This is a genomic window from Bacteroidota bacterium (assembly GCA_019637975.1).
Lineage (GTDB): Bacteria > Bacteroidota > Ignavibacteria > UBA10030 > UBA6906 > CAADGV01.
Genome location: JAHBUR010000012.1, coordinates 73,307 through 88,593, shown reverse-complemented (window position 1 = coordinate 88,593; position 15,287 = coordinate 73,307). Strand labels below are relative to the sequence as shown.

Annotated in this window: 14 protein-coding genes; 13 read left to right on the top strand and 1 reads right to left on the bottom strand. The window is 49.5% G+C overall.

Annotated features, from left to right (window positions below):
* Positions 1-118: 118 nt before the first annotated feature.
* The 3 genes from KF749_08725 to KF749_08715 are packed head-to-tail and all read left to right on the top strand — an operon-like array spanning position 119 to position 3,823.
* Positions 119-2,131: an AAA family ATPase gene (locus tag KF749_08725; GenBank protein MBX2991239.1), complete on the top strand. Its 2,013-nt coding sequence runs from the start codon at positions 119-121 to the stop codon at positions 2,129-2,131.
* Positions 2,115-2,756: a hypothetical protein gene (locus tag KF749_08720; GenBank protein MBX2991238.1), complete on the top strand. Its 642-nt coding sequence runs from the start codon at positions 2,115-2,117 to the stop codon at positions 2,754-2,756. Before KF749_08725 ends, KF749_08720 begins: the two co-directional genes overlap by 17 nt.
* A complete protein-coding gene (locus KF749_08715) occupies positions 2,753-3,823 on the top strand; it encodes a hypothetical protein (GenBank protein MBX2991237.1) in 1,071 nt (356 codons plus the stop codon). The genes KF749_08720 and KF749_08715 overlap by 4 nt, the downstream gene beginning before the upstream one ends.
* Here the strand turns inward: KF749_08715 and KF749_08710 are convergent.
* Positions 3,820-4,863: a hypothetical protein gene (locus KF749_08710; GenBank protein MBX2991236.1), complete on the bottom strand. Its 1,044-nt coding sequence runs from the start codon at positions 4,861-4,863 to the stop codon at positions 3,820-3,822. The two genes, KF749_08715 and KF749_08710, sit on opposite strands and share 4 nt — an antisense overlap.
* A 473-nt stretch (positions 4,864-5,336) precedes the next feature.
* On the opposite strand from KF749_08710, the gene mqnE reads away from it, so the two are divergent.
* From mqnE to KF749_08660, 10 genes are all read left to right on the top strand, one after another.
* Entirely contained in the window at positions 5,337-7,220 is a 1,884-nt protein-coding gene (gene mqnE, locus KF749_08705; GenBank protein ID MBX2991235.1) for an aminofutalosine synthase MqnE, read from the top strand.
* 120 nt (positions 7,221-7,340) lie between these two features.
* The gene (locus KF749_08700; protein ID MBX2991234.1) at positions 7,341-7,541 is read left to right on the top strand and encodes a type II toxin-antitoxin system prevent-host-death family antitoxin; all 201 of its coding nucleotides are present in this window, start codon (positions 7,341-7,343) and stop codon (positions 7,539-7,541) included.
* On the top strand, positions 7,528-7,794 hold the full coding sequence (locus KF749_08695) for a type II toxin-antitoxin system RelE/ParE family toxin (GenBank protein ID MBX2991233.1): 267 nt from the start codon (positions 7,528-7,530) through the stop codon (positions 7,792-7,794). Before KF749_08700 ends, KF749_08695 begins: the two co-directional genes overlap by 14 nt.
* A 22-nt stretch (positions 7,795-7,816) precedes the next feature.
* Entirely contained in the window at positions 7,817-8,917 is a 1,101-nt protein-coding gene (gene mqnC, locus KF749_08690; GenBank protein ID MBX2991232.1) for a dehypoxanthine futalosine cyclase, read from the top strand.
* Between the two features lie 51 nt (positions 8,918-8,968).
* A complete protein-coding gene (locus tag KF749_08685) occupies positions 8,969-9,181 on the top strand; it encodes a LapA family protein (GenBank protein MBX2991231.1) in 213 nt (70 codons plus the stop codon).
* A gap of 54 nt (positions 9,182-9,235) precedes the next feature.
* Positions 9,236-11,014, top strand: coding sequence for an SLC13 family permease (locus KF749_08680; protein ID MBX2991230.1), 1,779 nt, complete (start codon positions 9,236-9,238; stop codon positions 11,012-11,014).
* A 19-nt stretch (positions 11,015-11,033) separates the two neighbouring features.
* A complete protein-coding gene (locus tag KF749_08675; GenBank protein ID MBX2991229.1) occupies positions 11,034-11,948 on the top strand; it encodes a mechanosensitive ion channel family protein in 915 nt (304 codons plus the stop codon).
* Between the two features lie 36 nt (positions 11,949-11,984).
* Entirely contained in the window at positions 11,985-13,583 is a 1,599-nt protein-coding gene (locus tag KF749_08670) for a Na/Pi cotransporter family protein (GenBank protein ID MBX2991228.1), read from the top strand.
* A 51-nt stretch (positions 13,584-13,634) separates the two neighbouring features.
* Entirely contained in the window at positions 13,635-14,486 is an 852-nt protein-coding gene (locus KF749_08665) for a metallophosphoesterase (GenBank protein MBX2991227.1), read from the top strand.
* A gap of 25 nt (positions 14,487-14,511) precedes the next feature.
* Positions 14,512-15,285 carry an alpha/beta fold hydrolase gene (locus tag KF749_08660; GenBank protein ID MBX2991226.1) on the top strand — a complete coding sequence of 258 codons (774 nt, stop codon included), beginning with the start codon at positions 14,512-14,514 and terminating at the stop codon, positions 15,283-15,285.
* The last annotated feature ends 2 nt before the right edge of the window (positions 15,286-15,287 follow it).

The following is a 15,287-nucleotide window of genomic DNA, read 5'->3' as shown; positions in this document are numbered from 1 at the left end:
TTTCTTTCTTTTTGGTTCCAAAAAAGGACCTTCACGCGGAGCCGCGCCTTCTCATAGTGCCTTGATTCACTAGGCATCATTTACCATATTGTTGTGAGACTGATCTCGCCATCATAATATGAGCCATCACATCTACCTTCCAAATTTGAAGAGTATCCACGTTCGAGACTTCTCTCTCTACCCCGGTGGACTGGACTTCCGTTATGATTTTGTTAAGGGTGTGAACCTGATTCTAGGCGGTAACGGAATTGGGAAGACAACCTTCGTAAATCTGATCAAGTATGGATTAATAGGTCTTTACAAGAAGGATTTTGCATTTCAACGGACCTATCTCGGAAGAAAGATTGAGAGTCGAGTTCAGTATCCTATGGAATACTTCGCGAATCGTATGGACGGGAGCTACCAGAACAATGAAAACGCATATGTTTCCCTATCCTTTCAGCTAAATGATACTCAATTCAAAGTGAAACGAAAATTACAGACGATTCTATTGGAAGAAGTGAGTGTCCGAGATGGAAATAACTCCCGCCTGCTCAAAGGTGACACAATAACTCAAGCGAAGTACGAGCGTTTGGAGCCAGACGAGAGGAAAAAGTATTTGCAATATAGGTACGAAACAGAAGTAGCGAAAGCCGCCAATGTCTACAGTTTTGACGACTTCATTTTCTTTGTCAATGAAATCTTGACCTTCGACGAAGGACACAGGACCATCCTTTGGGACGAAAGCGAGAACAGCATTCAAGAGCGACTTTCGAGCAAGTACTTTAATGATCCAGACGAAGACGCAAAACGTGACCATGCACGGGGGCAAGCCAAGTACTATGATAGTCTAGCTCGACACAATTCCGAGGACATTCGTGCGATATCAAAAATCATTAAGCAGGTTGAAGAGAGTAGAGATACAAAGAAGGGCGTTAAGACTACACTAACCGACATGCATAAATTGAAAGGCCAGATTGCTAGACAGAAGAAGAAGCTAACTGCTATTCAACGCGAAAGAGAAGCCTTGACAAAACAACAAAGGCTGTATCACGAAGAAAGGACTAGGGCCGCGTTAAACTACGATAACTTGGAAAATCAACTTCATGATGCTTTCTCCAGGTCTGCGAAAGCACTCTGGACAAGACTGAATCCTAAGTATGATCTCTATTTGGAAAGTGGTCGTCGCAATCATATTTGCCCCATGTGTAACCAAGATTTGTTGGAAAATCAGTTGTCAAAAGTCCTGAGCAATGGCGGTGAGTGTTTTCTGTGTCATCAGGCCATAAGACCAACAGTTCAACCTGAAGATGAGACAGTGGAATTGCAAAAGGAACTTCAGAAGATAGCTCGTGGCCGTCAGAACGTCGAACTTCAGATTCTAAGGAACGAGAAACAGGTTGAGAAACTGGACAGAGAGTATTCTGAAATAAATGAGGTTGTATTTGACCTGGCACAGAAGCTTAGAGCTCTTGAACACAGCCTCAATGTCAAAGCAGGTGAGAAAGATTCATTTGAGCTTCAGGCGATGACGAGCGAGATCAGGAAACTTGAGAGGAAGAAGCAGGAGAACGAAGAAAAAAGTCGAGAGGCGGAGGCCCTGGCGGAGACGATAACGGCAAAGATGGATGCAGAAAACTCAAGGATCACGCGTGAACTTTCTGGGATCTTTTCTGCGTTTGCTGGCGACTTTCTAAGGGTGGACGCATCCTTAACGTATGATGCGCTTGGAGATCAACGGGGCAGACGATTTATTCCAGTCATTGATGGCAAAGCAAGGTTAGGCGAAGAGGAACTGTCAGAATCACAGAGGTTTTTTGTTGATCATTCGTACCGGATGAGCTTGCTTCAATTCTTCTATCAGAAGCCGACTTTTTTTATGTGTGAAACTCCTGATAGCAGTCTCGATGTCTCCTACGAAAGGAATGCGGCGAACGTGTTTCTACGGTTTCTTAGTCGTCCAAATGTTCTGATAATAACATCAAACGTCAACAACAGCGAGTTTCTTGACCACATCATCACTCAATCCGACAAGATCGACTGCATCAATCTTTTTGAGATAGGAAAGAAGTCGGCAATCCAGACCGAGAGTGAACAAATCAAACAAATCCTCAGTAGAATCAAGAGGAGGATCAATGCCAAAGCCAACTAGCTTCTCCGATACCGTTCCAAACATAAACGGGGACATTGTCAGCCTTATTGATCTGGCATCGTCGATTGGCTGGGATGGTATACGCGAGCTCTCCATCTATCGCATTCTATATCTGGCCAGCGTTCTTTTCTCCTTTAGAAACCCAGCAACAAAAAACCCCTTCTTGGATCACTATCATTTTTCCGTTGTTCCAACAGGTCCGTATAGTGACGACGTAAGAAGCTCAGTAGCATTTCTGGAGGCCAACGAATATGTGCGTCGAAGTAGTAAAGATGTGTTCACCCTAGGTGATAATACGCTTCCAGACATTTCTCGTCTCCCAAATCATGAGACAAAGAGAGACTGGCTTAAGACAATTCTCCTATTACTTGGAGTTTATGGTGAAAGCAAAGTCTATGAGTTCGTGATTCGTGACCCACAATATCAGGACAACATCGAACGAAACCTGGTTACTGAAATTGATGTAAGTAGGACCAACAGGTCTATCTCCACACTGAACTCCTTTAAGAGTTCATTTGAAGAGACGTTGGGCTCGAAAGCAAACAAAATAGATTCAAAGGAGTATTTGGAATTATACTTTGACTACGTGTTCAGCAAGGTTCTGAAGGGTGAGTTCAAACTATGATTTCCCGGGAGGAGTTGAGTGAGATAATCAAATCAAGTGCATCCAAAGTCGAGCAACGAGCAAGTGAGGGAATTCATAGTGAAGAGACCTTCAAGTTGCTTCATGCAAATTTGGTTTCGTACTCGCAGAGGAAAACTCATGTCCCATTTGCTTTGGTAATTTCTGAGGATGACGTATCAACATTATCTATCGGCGACATCGCCGATCGACTTGCGAATTTGTTGGATACGGTACTCTTGACACACAATTACATTGTGATTAGTTCTCAAATTGCTAGCATTGAATCGAGGCAGGATGATATTTCGGATTCCAACGAAGCGCGTCGGCTCTTTACGGAAATGTCAAAGCATGGCCTCTGTGTCTTTTTTGTTGGAGACCGCCGTATCATATACTTTGTTCAGGGCAATGATTTTGGAGACGGAGTCTTCTGCACGGAGAAGGCCATTAAGGCATACTTGCAGAAGAGGGAGATATCTCAAATCGAAGAAGTTATTGATGAATACCGAGGCAGGCTCAAAGAGCAAGCAACCTACTGCAAGTTCTTCGTGTACAAGACAACCCTTAAACGATTGTTTCCTCCGAGTCAGATACCGAAGCGGAAGAACCTATTGAAGAACAAGCCAGAAAACACTTTTAGGAATGATCTTCTGATGTTCTTGAAGGCAAACATCATGGGGACTTTTGTTTTCGCGAAAGAGCTTTTGCTTGAGTCGGGCAACCGCCTTGATATCTGGACATATGATCAGAACGGCAACTACATCATAATTGAAGTGAAGTGGATCGGACAAAGCATAAGCCAAAACGAAAAAAAAGTGGGTCACACCATAGGACCAAAGTACATTAAGGAAGAAGCCGTTCCCCAAGTTCTTGGATACATCAAGGAGGCAAGGGACCTAAAGTTCGGGGTAAGGTCAGGGTACCTCGTTGTCTTTGACGCTAGGGTCAACAGAGACGGAGACAGCCTTGACGTCATTGATCTAACCTATGTTCAGAAAGATCTTCATCCCTACGTCCACCTATTTCGGAAGATTCCAGACTTGGAGGTGGATAACATTATTCCAAATTAGTTCCCACAGCTTTCGATTACGACAACGCTCTCGCGAAGCGAACCAATTATGGCGTTTTGTTGACTACTGGGTCTTATCCGTCTTGCTTCTCTAATCTCAACCACCCTAAAACCCTTCGATTCCGCAATCTCGCCAATCAACTCATCAACCGGTATCTCAATCCCATAATATGCTGAGTTGGCAACGTTGCAATAAAGCCTACTCTTCTCCTTCATCTTCAATGCCAGCTGTGCCATCAACAAATCCATATCTGCAAAGTAACCTTTGACCATATTGAGAAGCTGCGTGTTCCAGAATTGCTCTGAGATGCTTTCCATCGACGCTATTATTTCTTCGAGCTTCTTGAGTCTTGGATAATGTTTTTCTCCAATTTTCACTTGGACATGAGAGTGAAGGGTACGAGTTCGCAACTGCCGGAGTTCTTCATAGTTCTTAACAAAGTCCAACAGCCATAGCTCTACAATGTAACTGTCGGTGTAGTCGCGGGAGTTCAAGTAAGGCGGAGAAGTGATGACCAAATCGATTGATCTATCGGGAATTTCCCCTATGCCCTTCCTGACATCGCAAAGGTGACAAAACTCGGCATTACTCATTCCTCCGCTCTTTGCTTCTATCTCTCTTACATCAGGAAGAAATACTGATTCAAGTCTATCAAAGAACTGGCGGTGAACTTCTGCTCGTCTAATCCTTCTTTCTGTACCTCTCCGTTCTCGATACGAAAGTGCTTTGCCATTTCGGAATACGTTGCTTACATCAAGCAGGATAGAGGCAAGCGTTATCTTGAGCAACTCGCGATCTCTCAAATCAGGTAATTGTGAGATGGCGTACTTTAGATCAAGTATACCATCCAATGCCGCGTCGTTGAAAAGCCACTTGTCATTCCCGTTTCGCCTGTACATTGTCTTTGCGAGTGGTGGTGGCTGCACCAGTCTTATATTTGTTCTCTTCTTAGCTACGCACTTTTTAACGTTTTCGATACTTCTGACCAATGAGCTCTGTGAGTAGTCCGTCCTCATCTTCACAACAGCAAGTGTGTGCAAGAATGGATTCACTTCAAATGACACACACTTGACGCCTAATCGCTGCAACTCCAGCGCCGTAGTTCCACTTCCAACAAAAGGGTCAAGGGCGCATTGAGGATCATAGCTGAGTTCATTCCTGATTCCTTGTATGAACTCGCTCGAGTATCCCTCTAGGAAGGGATACCACTGATGGACAAGAGCAGATTTGTTTTTATTGAAATGAATGAGTGGTTTGTACTGGGCGGTATAATCCTTTACGAGGAACCCGTCTGAGCCGGAGCGGGATTGAGTTTCCTTATGGATCTGCTTCTCGATTGTCAGGTCTCTCATGATGTGCTTATGAATATACTATTTTTGTTTCTAAGTTCAGCATTTGTCTAAAGAGTTTCGCCAACACTCGCACAGGACACCCTTCTCTACAATAAACTCCCTCCTTTCTTCCTCCTCCCCAAAACCTTATATTGACTCTCGCATAGTCTGATTTTTCATCCATGAACATCCATTTCCGAGACAACAACCTCACTCCCATCTGGTCCAAAGTGCAGCGTGGTGAACGCCTCACGTTGGAAGATGGCCTGACGCTCTACAAAACGCCCGACCTTCTTTCGCTTGGCAAGATGGCGCACTACGTCCAGCAGGAGAAGAGCGGCGACGCGGTGTACTTTGTGCTCAACCAGAAGATCGAGCACACGAACATCTGTGTCCTCTCCTGCAAGTTCTGCGACTTCGCCACGAAGAAAGGGCGTCCCGACGCCTACGAAATGACAACGGAGGAAATCCTCTCCAAACTCACGCCGGATATTCACGAAGTCCACATTACCGGCGGCATGCCGGCGGACTGGCCGTGGGAGCGGTACCTCGATATCGTCCGGACGATTCACGAGAAATTTCCGAACACGGATGTCAAAGCGTTCACGGCGGTTGAGATAGACTTCTTCCACAAGAAATTCAGAATGCCGATTGAAGAGGTGTTGCGTCAATTGTATGATGCCGGACTGCGGACGATGCCCGGTGGCGGAGCGGAAGTGTTTTCCGAGCGGGTCCGGAAGCTTCTCTTCCCGCAGAAGATCGGCGCGAAGGGATGGTTCCAAGTACACAAGGCGGCACACAAGTTGGGCATTCCGACAAACTCGACACTTCTGTACGGACACATCGAGACGCTTGAAGAACGACTCACCCACATGATGAAACTGCGCGAGGCGCAGGATGAGACAGGCGGTTTCCTGACGTTCATTCCTCTTGCATTTCAGCCCGGTGACACCGGCATCAAGCCGAAGAACCAGTTCACCTCCGCCATCGACGATCTCAAGACGATTGCCATCTCTCGGCTCATGTTGGACAACTTCCCGCACATCAAAGCCTACTGGGTGATGCTGACGGAGGAAGTTGCGGCGATGGCGTTGAACTTCGGCGCAGACGATATGGACGGCACAGTCGGCGGAGAGAAAATCGCCCACGACGCCGGAGCCACCAGTCCGATGAAACTTGCGAAGGACCAGATCATCCGCATTATCAAAGATGCGGGGAAGATTCCGGTCGAGCGGGATGTGTACTACAATCCGCTGAAGCTGTACACCGATAATGTCATCGGCAAGATACCGTATCTCAACTCGGTGCCGTTCTACGCAAACTTCGAGAAGGGACAGTATCGCATTCTGCCCGTTGCGCCTCGACGCATGGGAATTCTCAGCGAGCAGAATCAGATTGATGCCGGACTTTTCTCTCTGATGGACTATTTCGGTCAACAAGAGAAGTTGGAGTTGATGGGCTGGTGTATTGCTACGCGAGATCAGGTAAAAAGCGTGATGCTCTTCTCGAACGAAGGATGGTTGGATTTGAACGGCAAGACGATCGGGATTACTGATGATACCGCAACATCTGTGAAGCTGCTGAAAGTACTGCTGGAGAAGAAATACGGAGTGTCGGCGAAGTTCGAGCGACTGCATTCCGGCGTAAACGACTACTCGAAATACGATGCCGTGTTGCTTATTGGCGATGAGGCATTACGAGCCAACAAAACGGGCCTCGAAGGTTTTGAGTTGGTGTTCGATCTCGCACGAGAATGGTACGATTGGCAGAAGCTGCCGTTTGTCTTTGCCGTGTGGGCGATGAAGAAATCTTTGCCTGAAGAGCGCAAAGCAGAGTTGAAGGAGATGATTGGCTCGTCACTTTCGAAGACTGAAGAAGAACCCTCCGCCGCTGGAGCGCAGCATGGAATCTCTATCGGACTTACGCCGACTGAAACGCAGGAGTATTTGGCCGGGTTCAATTACCGGTTGGGTGAGAGAGAACGGGAGGCGATGGTGAGGTTTGCAGAGTTGGTGGAGGCGGCTGAAGAAGGAAATCGGGTGATCGCCAAGGATTCCCGATCCTGAGGTCATGTTGATCAAGAACAAACAGTGCCCGCCTGCTTTGCGCGCTTTACCGTGTAACCCCCGGGCAGTTTACATTCACACGCAAAATGCTTTTGTTGAGATGACAATTAAGGAGAAAGTATGGGCAAGGTGAAGGAGCCTGACGCCACGTACGTGGTTGATCGAAATGGGAAAAAGACAGCCGTGATTATCGGCGTGAGGGAGTACGAACGACTCATGGAGGACGTGGCGGATCTTGCTGCCATAGCGTCCAGAAGAGACGAAAAGACGGTTCCGTGGGAGCAGGTGAAAAGACGGCTCAGACGTGATGGTCTCTTATAGAATTGCGTTCAAGCCGTCAGCAGAAAGGGAGTTGAGAAAGCTGTCGAGATCGGTCACCCCAAGAATCACGAAAGCGATCGAAGCCTTGGCTAATGACCCATTCCCTCATCGGTCGGAGAAGATTACAGGATCGTCTAACGCATATCGCATTCGAGTCAGTGACTACCGCGTCATCTACACAGTTGAGAAAGATCTTCTGATGATCACCGTCATCCGCGTTGGCCATCGCAGAGAGGTGTACAGAAAACCTTAAGCCGACAAACCGAAGAGCCTATATGCATTTGTCAGAAATCCATTCCAGTGTCCGGGCAGGTCACCGAATCACCCCAGGCGACGCCCTCTTCCTACTCCGCAATACGAACCTCCTCGACCTCGGCGCACTCGCGAACGAAATCCGGTTCACGAAGAACCCCGAATCGCGGGTGACCTTCGTTGTCGATACCAACCCGAACTACACGAACATCTGCAACATTGACTGTATCTTCTGCGCATTTTACCGGCATGCGGGCAAAGAAGGTGAGTACACGTACTCCGTTGACCACATGATCAGGAGTTTCAAGGAGTCGGCGGCGAAGGGCGTCACGACCATCCTTCTGCAGGGTGGCGTGAACCCGGCGGTTCCTTTTGACTATTATGTTGAGATGGTCGAACGAACCGTGAAAGAAATCCCCGGCGTTACTCCCCACTTCTACTCGACTTCTGAAATTATCGGCATGGCGGAGATTTCAGGTCAGACTGTTCCTCAAGTGTTGCAGCGACTTTGGGATGCGGGACAGCGCTCGATTCCCGGCGGCGGTGCGGAGATTCTTTCCGATCGGGTGAAGAAGAAAATCAGCAGCAAAAAAGGAACAAGCGCCGATTGGCTGAACGTGATGCGCGAGGCGCATAAAATCGGCTACAAGACAACGGCCACGATGATGTACGGCCACTTAGAAAAAGATGAAGATATCATTGAGCACCTTGAAGTGATCCGGCAACTGCAGGATGAGTATCACGGCTTCACGGCGTTCATTCCGTGGAGTTTCAAACCGGGCAACACGCCGTTAGAGAAGATTATTCCGCATTACGCAACGGCGAACCGCTACTATCAAATCATCGCCCTCTCGCGCATCTATCTTGACAACTTCGACCACATTCAAGCGTCATGGTTTTCGGAAGGGAAGAAAGCCGGACAAATTGCCTTGCACTTCGGCGCTGATGATTTCGGCGGAACAATCCTCGAAGAGAACGTTCACGCTGCGGCGAATTTTGTGAATAAGTCAAATACGGAAGAGTGTATTGAACTGATTCACGGGGCCGGGTTTGCGGCGGCGCAACGAAACACACTGTACGACATTCTTGAGGATTATCCGCTGCCGGAAGCCGCCGCTGCTTGACGATTCCTCGAGCGCCTGTTCCATTCACACAACCACTGAAGGATACTTGCCATGGAAAAGCTGAGGCTTGTTGGCGCACTCATCGGAGTGGTTCTTCTCATCATCGTCATTCTGCAGAACACCGAGGATGTTGATACTCGCATTCTTTTTGTCACCATCAGTATGCCCCGGGCTCTTTTGATCTTCATCTCGGCGTTGATTGGAGCGGCTGTGGGCATTGTCGCCGGCATGATTCTCAGCAAGAAAAAACCCGACATTATTTAGCCGGATGTTTGACAATCCCCGAACTATCGTACCCACTGCAGCCGGACCCGTCTCATGACAGTCGAGATGATTGTCGTCCTTGCTGTTGTTCTGCTCGCAGTTGTTCTCTTTGCGACTGAACGTTTCCCCGTTGATCAAGTAGCTCTGACGATCATGGCTATTCTGTTACTCAGCGGAATTATCACGCCGCAAGAAGGAATAGCCGGTTTCAGCAACACCGCAACAGTGACCGTAGGAGCGATGTTCGTGCTCAGCGCGGGATTGTTCCGCACGGGAGTCGTCAACTATCTCGGCGCGCTGGTGGTACGGTTGTTCAAATTCAATTTGTGGGTTGCGCTCCTTGCCACGATGGTTGTTGTAGGCGGGCTTTCCGCATTTGTCAACAACACGCCGATCGTCGCAATCTTTCTTCCAATCATGTTGGGCGCTTCGCGTGATATCGGAACCCCTGCCTCGAAGCTGTTGATGCCCCTCTCATTCGCGTCCATGTTCGGAGGAGTTTGCACACTGATCGGAACCTCTACCAACATTCTTATCAGTTCTATTGCAGTCCGGTACGATCAAGCGCCGTTCGGGATGTTCGAGTTTTCGGCGTTGGGGTTGATCTTCTTTGCGGCAGGCACAATCTATATGATGGTCATCGGCATCCGGCTCATTCCGACAAGAGAATCGGATACGATGCTGACGGACAAGTTCGGGCTTGGCGAGTATATCACAGAGGTCATCCTTCAACCCGAGGCAAAATCCGTCGGCACGCAGTTGAATAACTGCCCGCTTGTCGAGGAACTCGGCGTACAGGTTCTTGATGTGTTTAGAGACGGAAAGCGGCTGCACGTATCGCCGGCCTCAACAACACTTGCTGCGGGTGACTTGCTTCGCGTAGTTGGAGATGTGAAGAAAATCAAAGCCCTGCAAGAGCGGGTGGGCATCACAATCAAACCCTCCATGAAATTCACGGACGCGGACCTCGAATCGGAAGACATGCTTCTCGTTGAGGCAATCGTTGCGCCTATTTCGAACCTTGCCGGCAAGTCACTGAAGCAATCGCAATTTCGAAGCAGATTCAACGCAACGGTTCTCGCCATCCGCCATCGGGGGACATTGATGAGGGAGAATTTGGGTGACACACGCTTGCGTTCGGGGGATTCGCTGCTGCTGGAGATTGCCAAGGATCAGATTGATGCTTTCAGGGCAAGCAACGAATTTGTGTTTGTCTCCGAAGTCGGCTTGCCGAAGTTCAGGCGGAGAAAAGTCATTCCCGCATTGCTGATTGTTGCCGGCGTTGTGTCAGGCGCGGCACTCGGGCTTGTCGATATCGTAGCGGCTGCAATCGCAGGAAGCGTCTTGCTCGTGCTGTTCCGTTGCATCACCATGGAGGAGGCATACAGAGCGATTGACTGGAAGGTAATTTTTCTTCTTGCCGGAACACTCTCGCTCGGGCTCGCGTTGGAAAAAACAGGCGCAGCGGCGTTGCTCTCGACACAACTCATTGCGCTTGTTGGAGACCTGGGGCCGGTGGCTCTGGTCGCGGTTTTCTACTTGCTGACGTCTCTGCTTACGGAAACAATGTCGAACAACGCAACGGCGGTTTTGCTTGCCCCCATTGCCATCGGCTCGGCGCAAGCGATGGGAGTTGATGCCCGGCCGCTGCTGATGGCCGTTGCGTTTGCTGCGTCGGCGAGTTTCATGACACCCGTCGGATATCAAACGAATACCATGATTTACGGTGTCGGGCGGTATCGGTTTGCGGATTTTCTGAAAGTGGGAGCGCCGCTGAATCTCATATTCTGGATTCTTGCGACGCTGCTGATTCCTGTGTTCTGGCCTTTTTGACTCCAAAGGAGAGTAGTTCATGGATAGAATATTCCAGTTCTTTACCTCGGTAAGACACGCTCTCGACATTCCGATCTTCCGTCTCGGTGATTTCGAAGTGTCGTTGTGGACTGTCGTCTATATGACAGTATCAATTGTTCTTCTCGTTTATCTCTCCGGAAAACTCAAGAACTGGCTCACCAACACAGTCCTCCGACGGAGCACATTGGAGGTAAGTGTCCGCCAATCGGTTGGTACAATCATCCGCTACATTGTCGTCGTGATCGGCTTTCTTATTATCGTTCAAACGGCCGGCATAGACCTGACAACGCTGAATGTTCTTGCCGGCGCCATCGGTATTGGTGTAGGATTCGGTTTGCAAAACATTGCAAGCAACTTCATCAGCGGCCTGATTATTCTTTTCGAGCGACCGATAAAGACTGGTGATAGAATTGAAGTCGGAGAGGTTGAAGGAGACGTTGTTGCCATCAATGCACGCAGCACAACAGTAGTGACGAATGACAATATTGCCATCATCGTTCCGAACTCCAAGTTTGTGTCCGAGAATGTCATTAATTGGGGCTACGTGGATCGGAAGATCCGCTTCCGGATTCCGGTCGGCGTTGCCTACGGCTCAGAGCCGCGACACGTGGAACAATTGCTTCTCGATGTTGCGAAGGAGAATCCCGACGTTCTCGACGATCCGCCACCCGCCGTGCGCTTCCTGAGTTTCGGCGACAGCAGTCTTGACTTTGAACTGCGGGCATGGACATCATCCCTCTTGCATAGAAAGGGAAAACTCGTCAGCGATCTGAATTTTTCCATACACAACAAACTCCAGTCTGCCGGCGTACTGATTCCGTTCCCTCAACGTGACGTACACATTCGCAGCGTTCCTCCCGAATTGACTGGCAAGGGAAAGAAAAGGGGAGCAGGCAGGGACGGCAACAAATGAGAAAGCCACGATGATATACGTAAAGACGACTTACGGATGATTGCAACGGTATTAGGAGGAATAGGCCTCTTTCTCCTCGGCATGATTCTTATGACGGAGGCATTACGATCCCTTGCCGGTGACGCCCTCCGCAGAATTCTGTCGCGGTTTACGGGAGGAACATTCCGCGCCATCACGTCCGGTGCAGTGGTTGCCGCTGTTGTCCAATCGTCAAGCGCCACGACCGTCATGACTATCGGCTTTGTGAGCGCCGGACTACTGACCTTCAAGCAAGCGTTGGGAGTTATTCTCGGATCCAATATCGGCACGACAAGCACCGGCTGGCTTGTATCGCTGCTCGGCCTCAAGTTCAGTCTTGGCACAGCCGCCCTTCCGCTTGTAGGCATTGGTGCGTTGATGAAGTTATTGGGCAAAGAACGTGCAGCCGCGAGCGGGCTGGCCCTTGCCGGGTTCGGACTTGTGTTTATCGGAATCGCGACGTTGCAGACGGGAATGAAGGATCTTGCCCTGCAAATCGACCTGTCCGGAATTTCCGGTGATGCATTCTGGGGAAGACTCATGCTGGTGGTAACCGGCATTGTCATGACTGTTGTGATGCAATCTTCGAGTGCGGCAGTTGCCACCACGCTTACGGCGTTGTACAGCGGCGTGATTGTTATTGAACAGGCTGCTTTGCTTGTCGTCGGGCAGAATGTCGGAACAACGGTAAAGGCAGCACTGGTGTGCATCGGAGCCTCGGTGCCTGCCCGTCGCGCTGCAGTGGGGCATATTCTCTTCAATGTGATTACCGCGGCCGTCGCTCTCTACTTCCTCCGGCAGTTTACTACCGCCGCCTTCCGGTTTGCAGACTTCGTTGGTGATCCGTCGCCCGCAATTCAGATTGCGGCGTTTCACACGTTGTTCAACCTGCTCGGTGTTGTTCTGTTCCTTCCTTTCCTGGGCCTCTTTGCGAAACTCATTACGCGTCTTGTTCCGCAGAAAGGATCGAGGCTGACAGTACATCTCGATCCGTCCGTTGCCGTGGTTCCATCTGTTGCAGTTGAAGCGGCGCAACGCGCCATCAGGGAGGTTCTTGTGGAAGTTATCCGTGTTGCTGTAGAGGGGATTCGGAACGAGAAAGCTGATGGAGAACACGCCTCAATCATGAATGAAGCCGCCACCGCCGCCGATGAGATACGCTCGTTTCTTGGAATGTTTCGCTCAAGTCCCGAAAGTGCAGGCGAGCATGATCGGCACTTGTCGGCGTGGCATGCCCTCGACCACCTTGATCGGTTGATTGCTGCAGTTAAGAAAGACAAGTCTACTGCATTTCGTCAGTCAGGACAACTCGATCCTGCTGCGCTGTTGGTGTGTGAGAAGCTGGAGAGACTGGAGAAGCTCTTGCCGGAAAGGCGGGCATTGGAAGACGCCGAGGAATTATCCCGAGCAACCGCGGAACACCGTCGCAAACACCGGCACGTGACGTTGGAACAAACAGCCGAAGGGAAGCTCACACCTTTTCAATCGGGTCAACTTCTTGAGGCGATGCGTTGGCTCGACCGTCTGACGTATCATGTATGGCGCATTGTTGTGCACCTGCAGGAAAAGGGTGAGCCGCAGGCGATGGTCGAATCCGCTTCGGATACTGAGGCGTGAAATGAAACTCTTCCTCACCGGCGCAACCGAATTCATCGGTAGCAAGATTGCATGGCAAGCACATCCTTCACAAGCGACATGATGCCAACAATGTCTTCGACACCTCTCTACTTCGTTCACATCAGCGATACACATATAGGCCCGTCGAGGTCGTTTCAACTGTACGGTTGCAACTCGTACAGCAATGCAAAGCGCGTTGTTGAGACAATCAATACGTTGCCCACGCGGCCGGACTTTGTCATACATACGGGGGATGTTGTTGCTCATCCGGATGAAGCAGCGTACAGACTTGCGGAGTCGGTTTTTTCCGCCTTGCGTGTTCCGATATACTATGCGGCAGGGAATCATGATTCGTCGAAGGACATTCATACCTTTCTGACAATTGGGGAGAAGAAGGATTACTGTATTGATACAGATGTTCTTTCCTATTCATTCGAGAGAAAGGGGATACGATTCATCGTGCTTGATGCACGCGGGCCGGATGAGATAGATCCTCACGGTGTTCTGGCAGATCATCAGTTCGATTTTCTCGACAAGGAGATGAGCAAGGATGACGCCCCGACTGTTCTTTTCGTACACTTTCCGACGTTGCCGCTTGACTCACGCTGGCTTGATGAAGATATGCTGTTGTTGAATGGCGTACGCTTTCATCAATCACTTCTCCCCTTCAGAGAGAGAGTGCAGGGCGTTTTCGGCGGACATGTTCACCGGGGAATTCAAGTGATGAAGGACGGCATTCTCTATTCGAGCGTGGCGAGTACCGGCAGGCAGTTCTACTCCTGGCCTGACGACAAGAAAATGCAACCCGATATTCATCATCCGCCTTGTTTCAACTTTGTGACGCTGGTTGACGGAAAGACGATTATCAAGGAACATGTCCTGGCATCTGAGACAGATGTCTAACAGTCGGGAAACAGGGTAGATATTGATGCTTCATCTCAACTACAAATCCTACGGCCATAGCGGTCATCCGCTGATTATCCTGCACGGCCTGCTCGGTATGCTTGACAACTGGCAGACGCAATCGAAGAAGTATGCCGGGGCGGGATTCAAGGTCTACGCCGTTGATCAGCGCAATCACGGGAAGTCCCCGCACAGCGACACGTTTAATTATGAGGCAATGGCCACCGACATCCGGGATTTCATGCATCATCATCATCTTCCTTCTGCACACATACTCGGGCATTCGATGGGAGGGAAGACGGCAATGCAGTTTGCGCTGATGTTTCCCGATTTTGTCGATAAATTGGTCGTTGTTGACGTTGCTCCCCGAAAATATGCCAATGCACATGATGAGATTCTTGACGCGATGTGCTCGCTCAAGCTCGGCCGACTCTCTACCAGGCATGAAGCAGATGTTGAAATAGCAAAACGGATTCCCGGATTCGCTCTGCGGCAGTTCATTTTGAAAAACCTCACGCGTACGGACGATGGAAAGCTGAAATGGAAAGTCAATCTCTCAATCATCAGGAAGCACTATTATGAGATTGCCGGCGATCTTACTGCCGAGAGTGTGTTCTCAAAACCCACATTGTTCGTCAAAGGCGCAAAATCCAAGTACATAGCGGCAGAGGATAGAGAGCGGATCAAGCGTCTCTTTCCCCGATCCATCATCGCGACAATTGCCGATACAGGGCATTGGGTTCATGCGGATAAGCCGGAGGAGTTTGGTATTGCAGTTCTAAAGTTCTTACTTTCCTGACA

Coding starts and splice junctions, on each gene's coding strand:
- KF749_08725 (MBX2991239.1), top strand. CDS start 119: ATGAGCCATCACATCTACCTTCCAAATTTGAAGAGTATCCACGTTCGA.
- KF749_08720 (MBX2991238.1), top strand. CDS start 2,115: ATGCCAAAGCCAACTAGCTTCTCCGATACCGTTCCAAACATAAACGGG.
- KF749_08715 (MBX2991237.1), top strand. CDS start 2,753: ATGATTTCCCGGGAGGAGTTGAGTGAGATAATCAAATCAAGTGCATCC.
- mqnE (MBX2991235.1), top strand. CDS start 5,337: ATGAACATCCATTTCCGAGACAACAACCTCACTCCCATCTGGTCCAAA.
- KF749_08700 (MBX2991234.1), top strand. CDS start 7,341: ATGGGCAAGGTGAAGGAGCCTGACGCCACGTACGTGGTTGATCGAAAT.
- KF749_08695 (MBX2991233.1), top strand. CDS start 7,528: ATGGTCTCTTATAGAATTGCGTTCAAGCCGTCAGCAGAAAGGGAGTTG.
- mqnC (MBX2991232.1), top strand. CDS start 7,817: ATGCATTTGTCAGAAATCCATTCCAGTGTCCGGGCAGGTCACCGAATC.
- KF749_08685 (MBX2991231.1), top strand. CDS start 8,969: ATGGAAAAGCTGAGGCTTGTTGGCGCACTCATCGGAGTGGTTCTTCTC.
- KF749_08680 (MBX2991230.1), top strand. CDS start 9,236: ATGACAGTCGAGATGATTGTCGTCCTTGCTGTTGTTCTGCTCGCAGTT.
- KF749_08675 (MBX2991229.1), top strand. CDS start 11,034: ATGGATAGAATATTCCAGTTCTTTACCTCGGTAAGACACGCTCTCGAC.
- KF749_08670 (MBX2991228.1), top strand. CDS start 11,985: ATGATTGCAACGGTATTAGGAGGAATAGGCCTCTTTCTCCTCGGCATG.
- KF749_08665 (MBX2991227.1), top strand. CDS start 13,635: ATGGCAAGCACATCCTTCACAAGCGACATGATGCCAACAATGTCTTCG.
- KF749_08660 (MBX2991226.1), top strand. CDS start 14,512: ATGCTTCATCTCAACTACAAATCCTACGGCCATAGCGGTCATCCGCTG.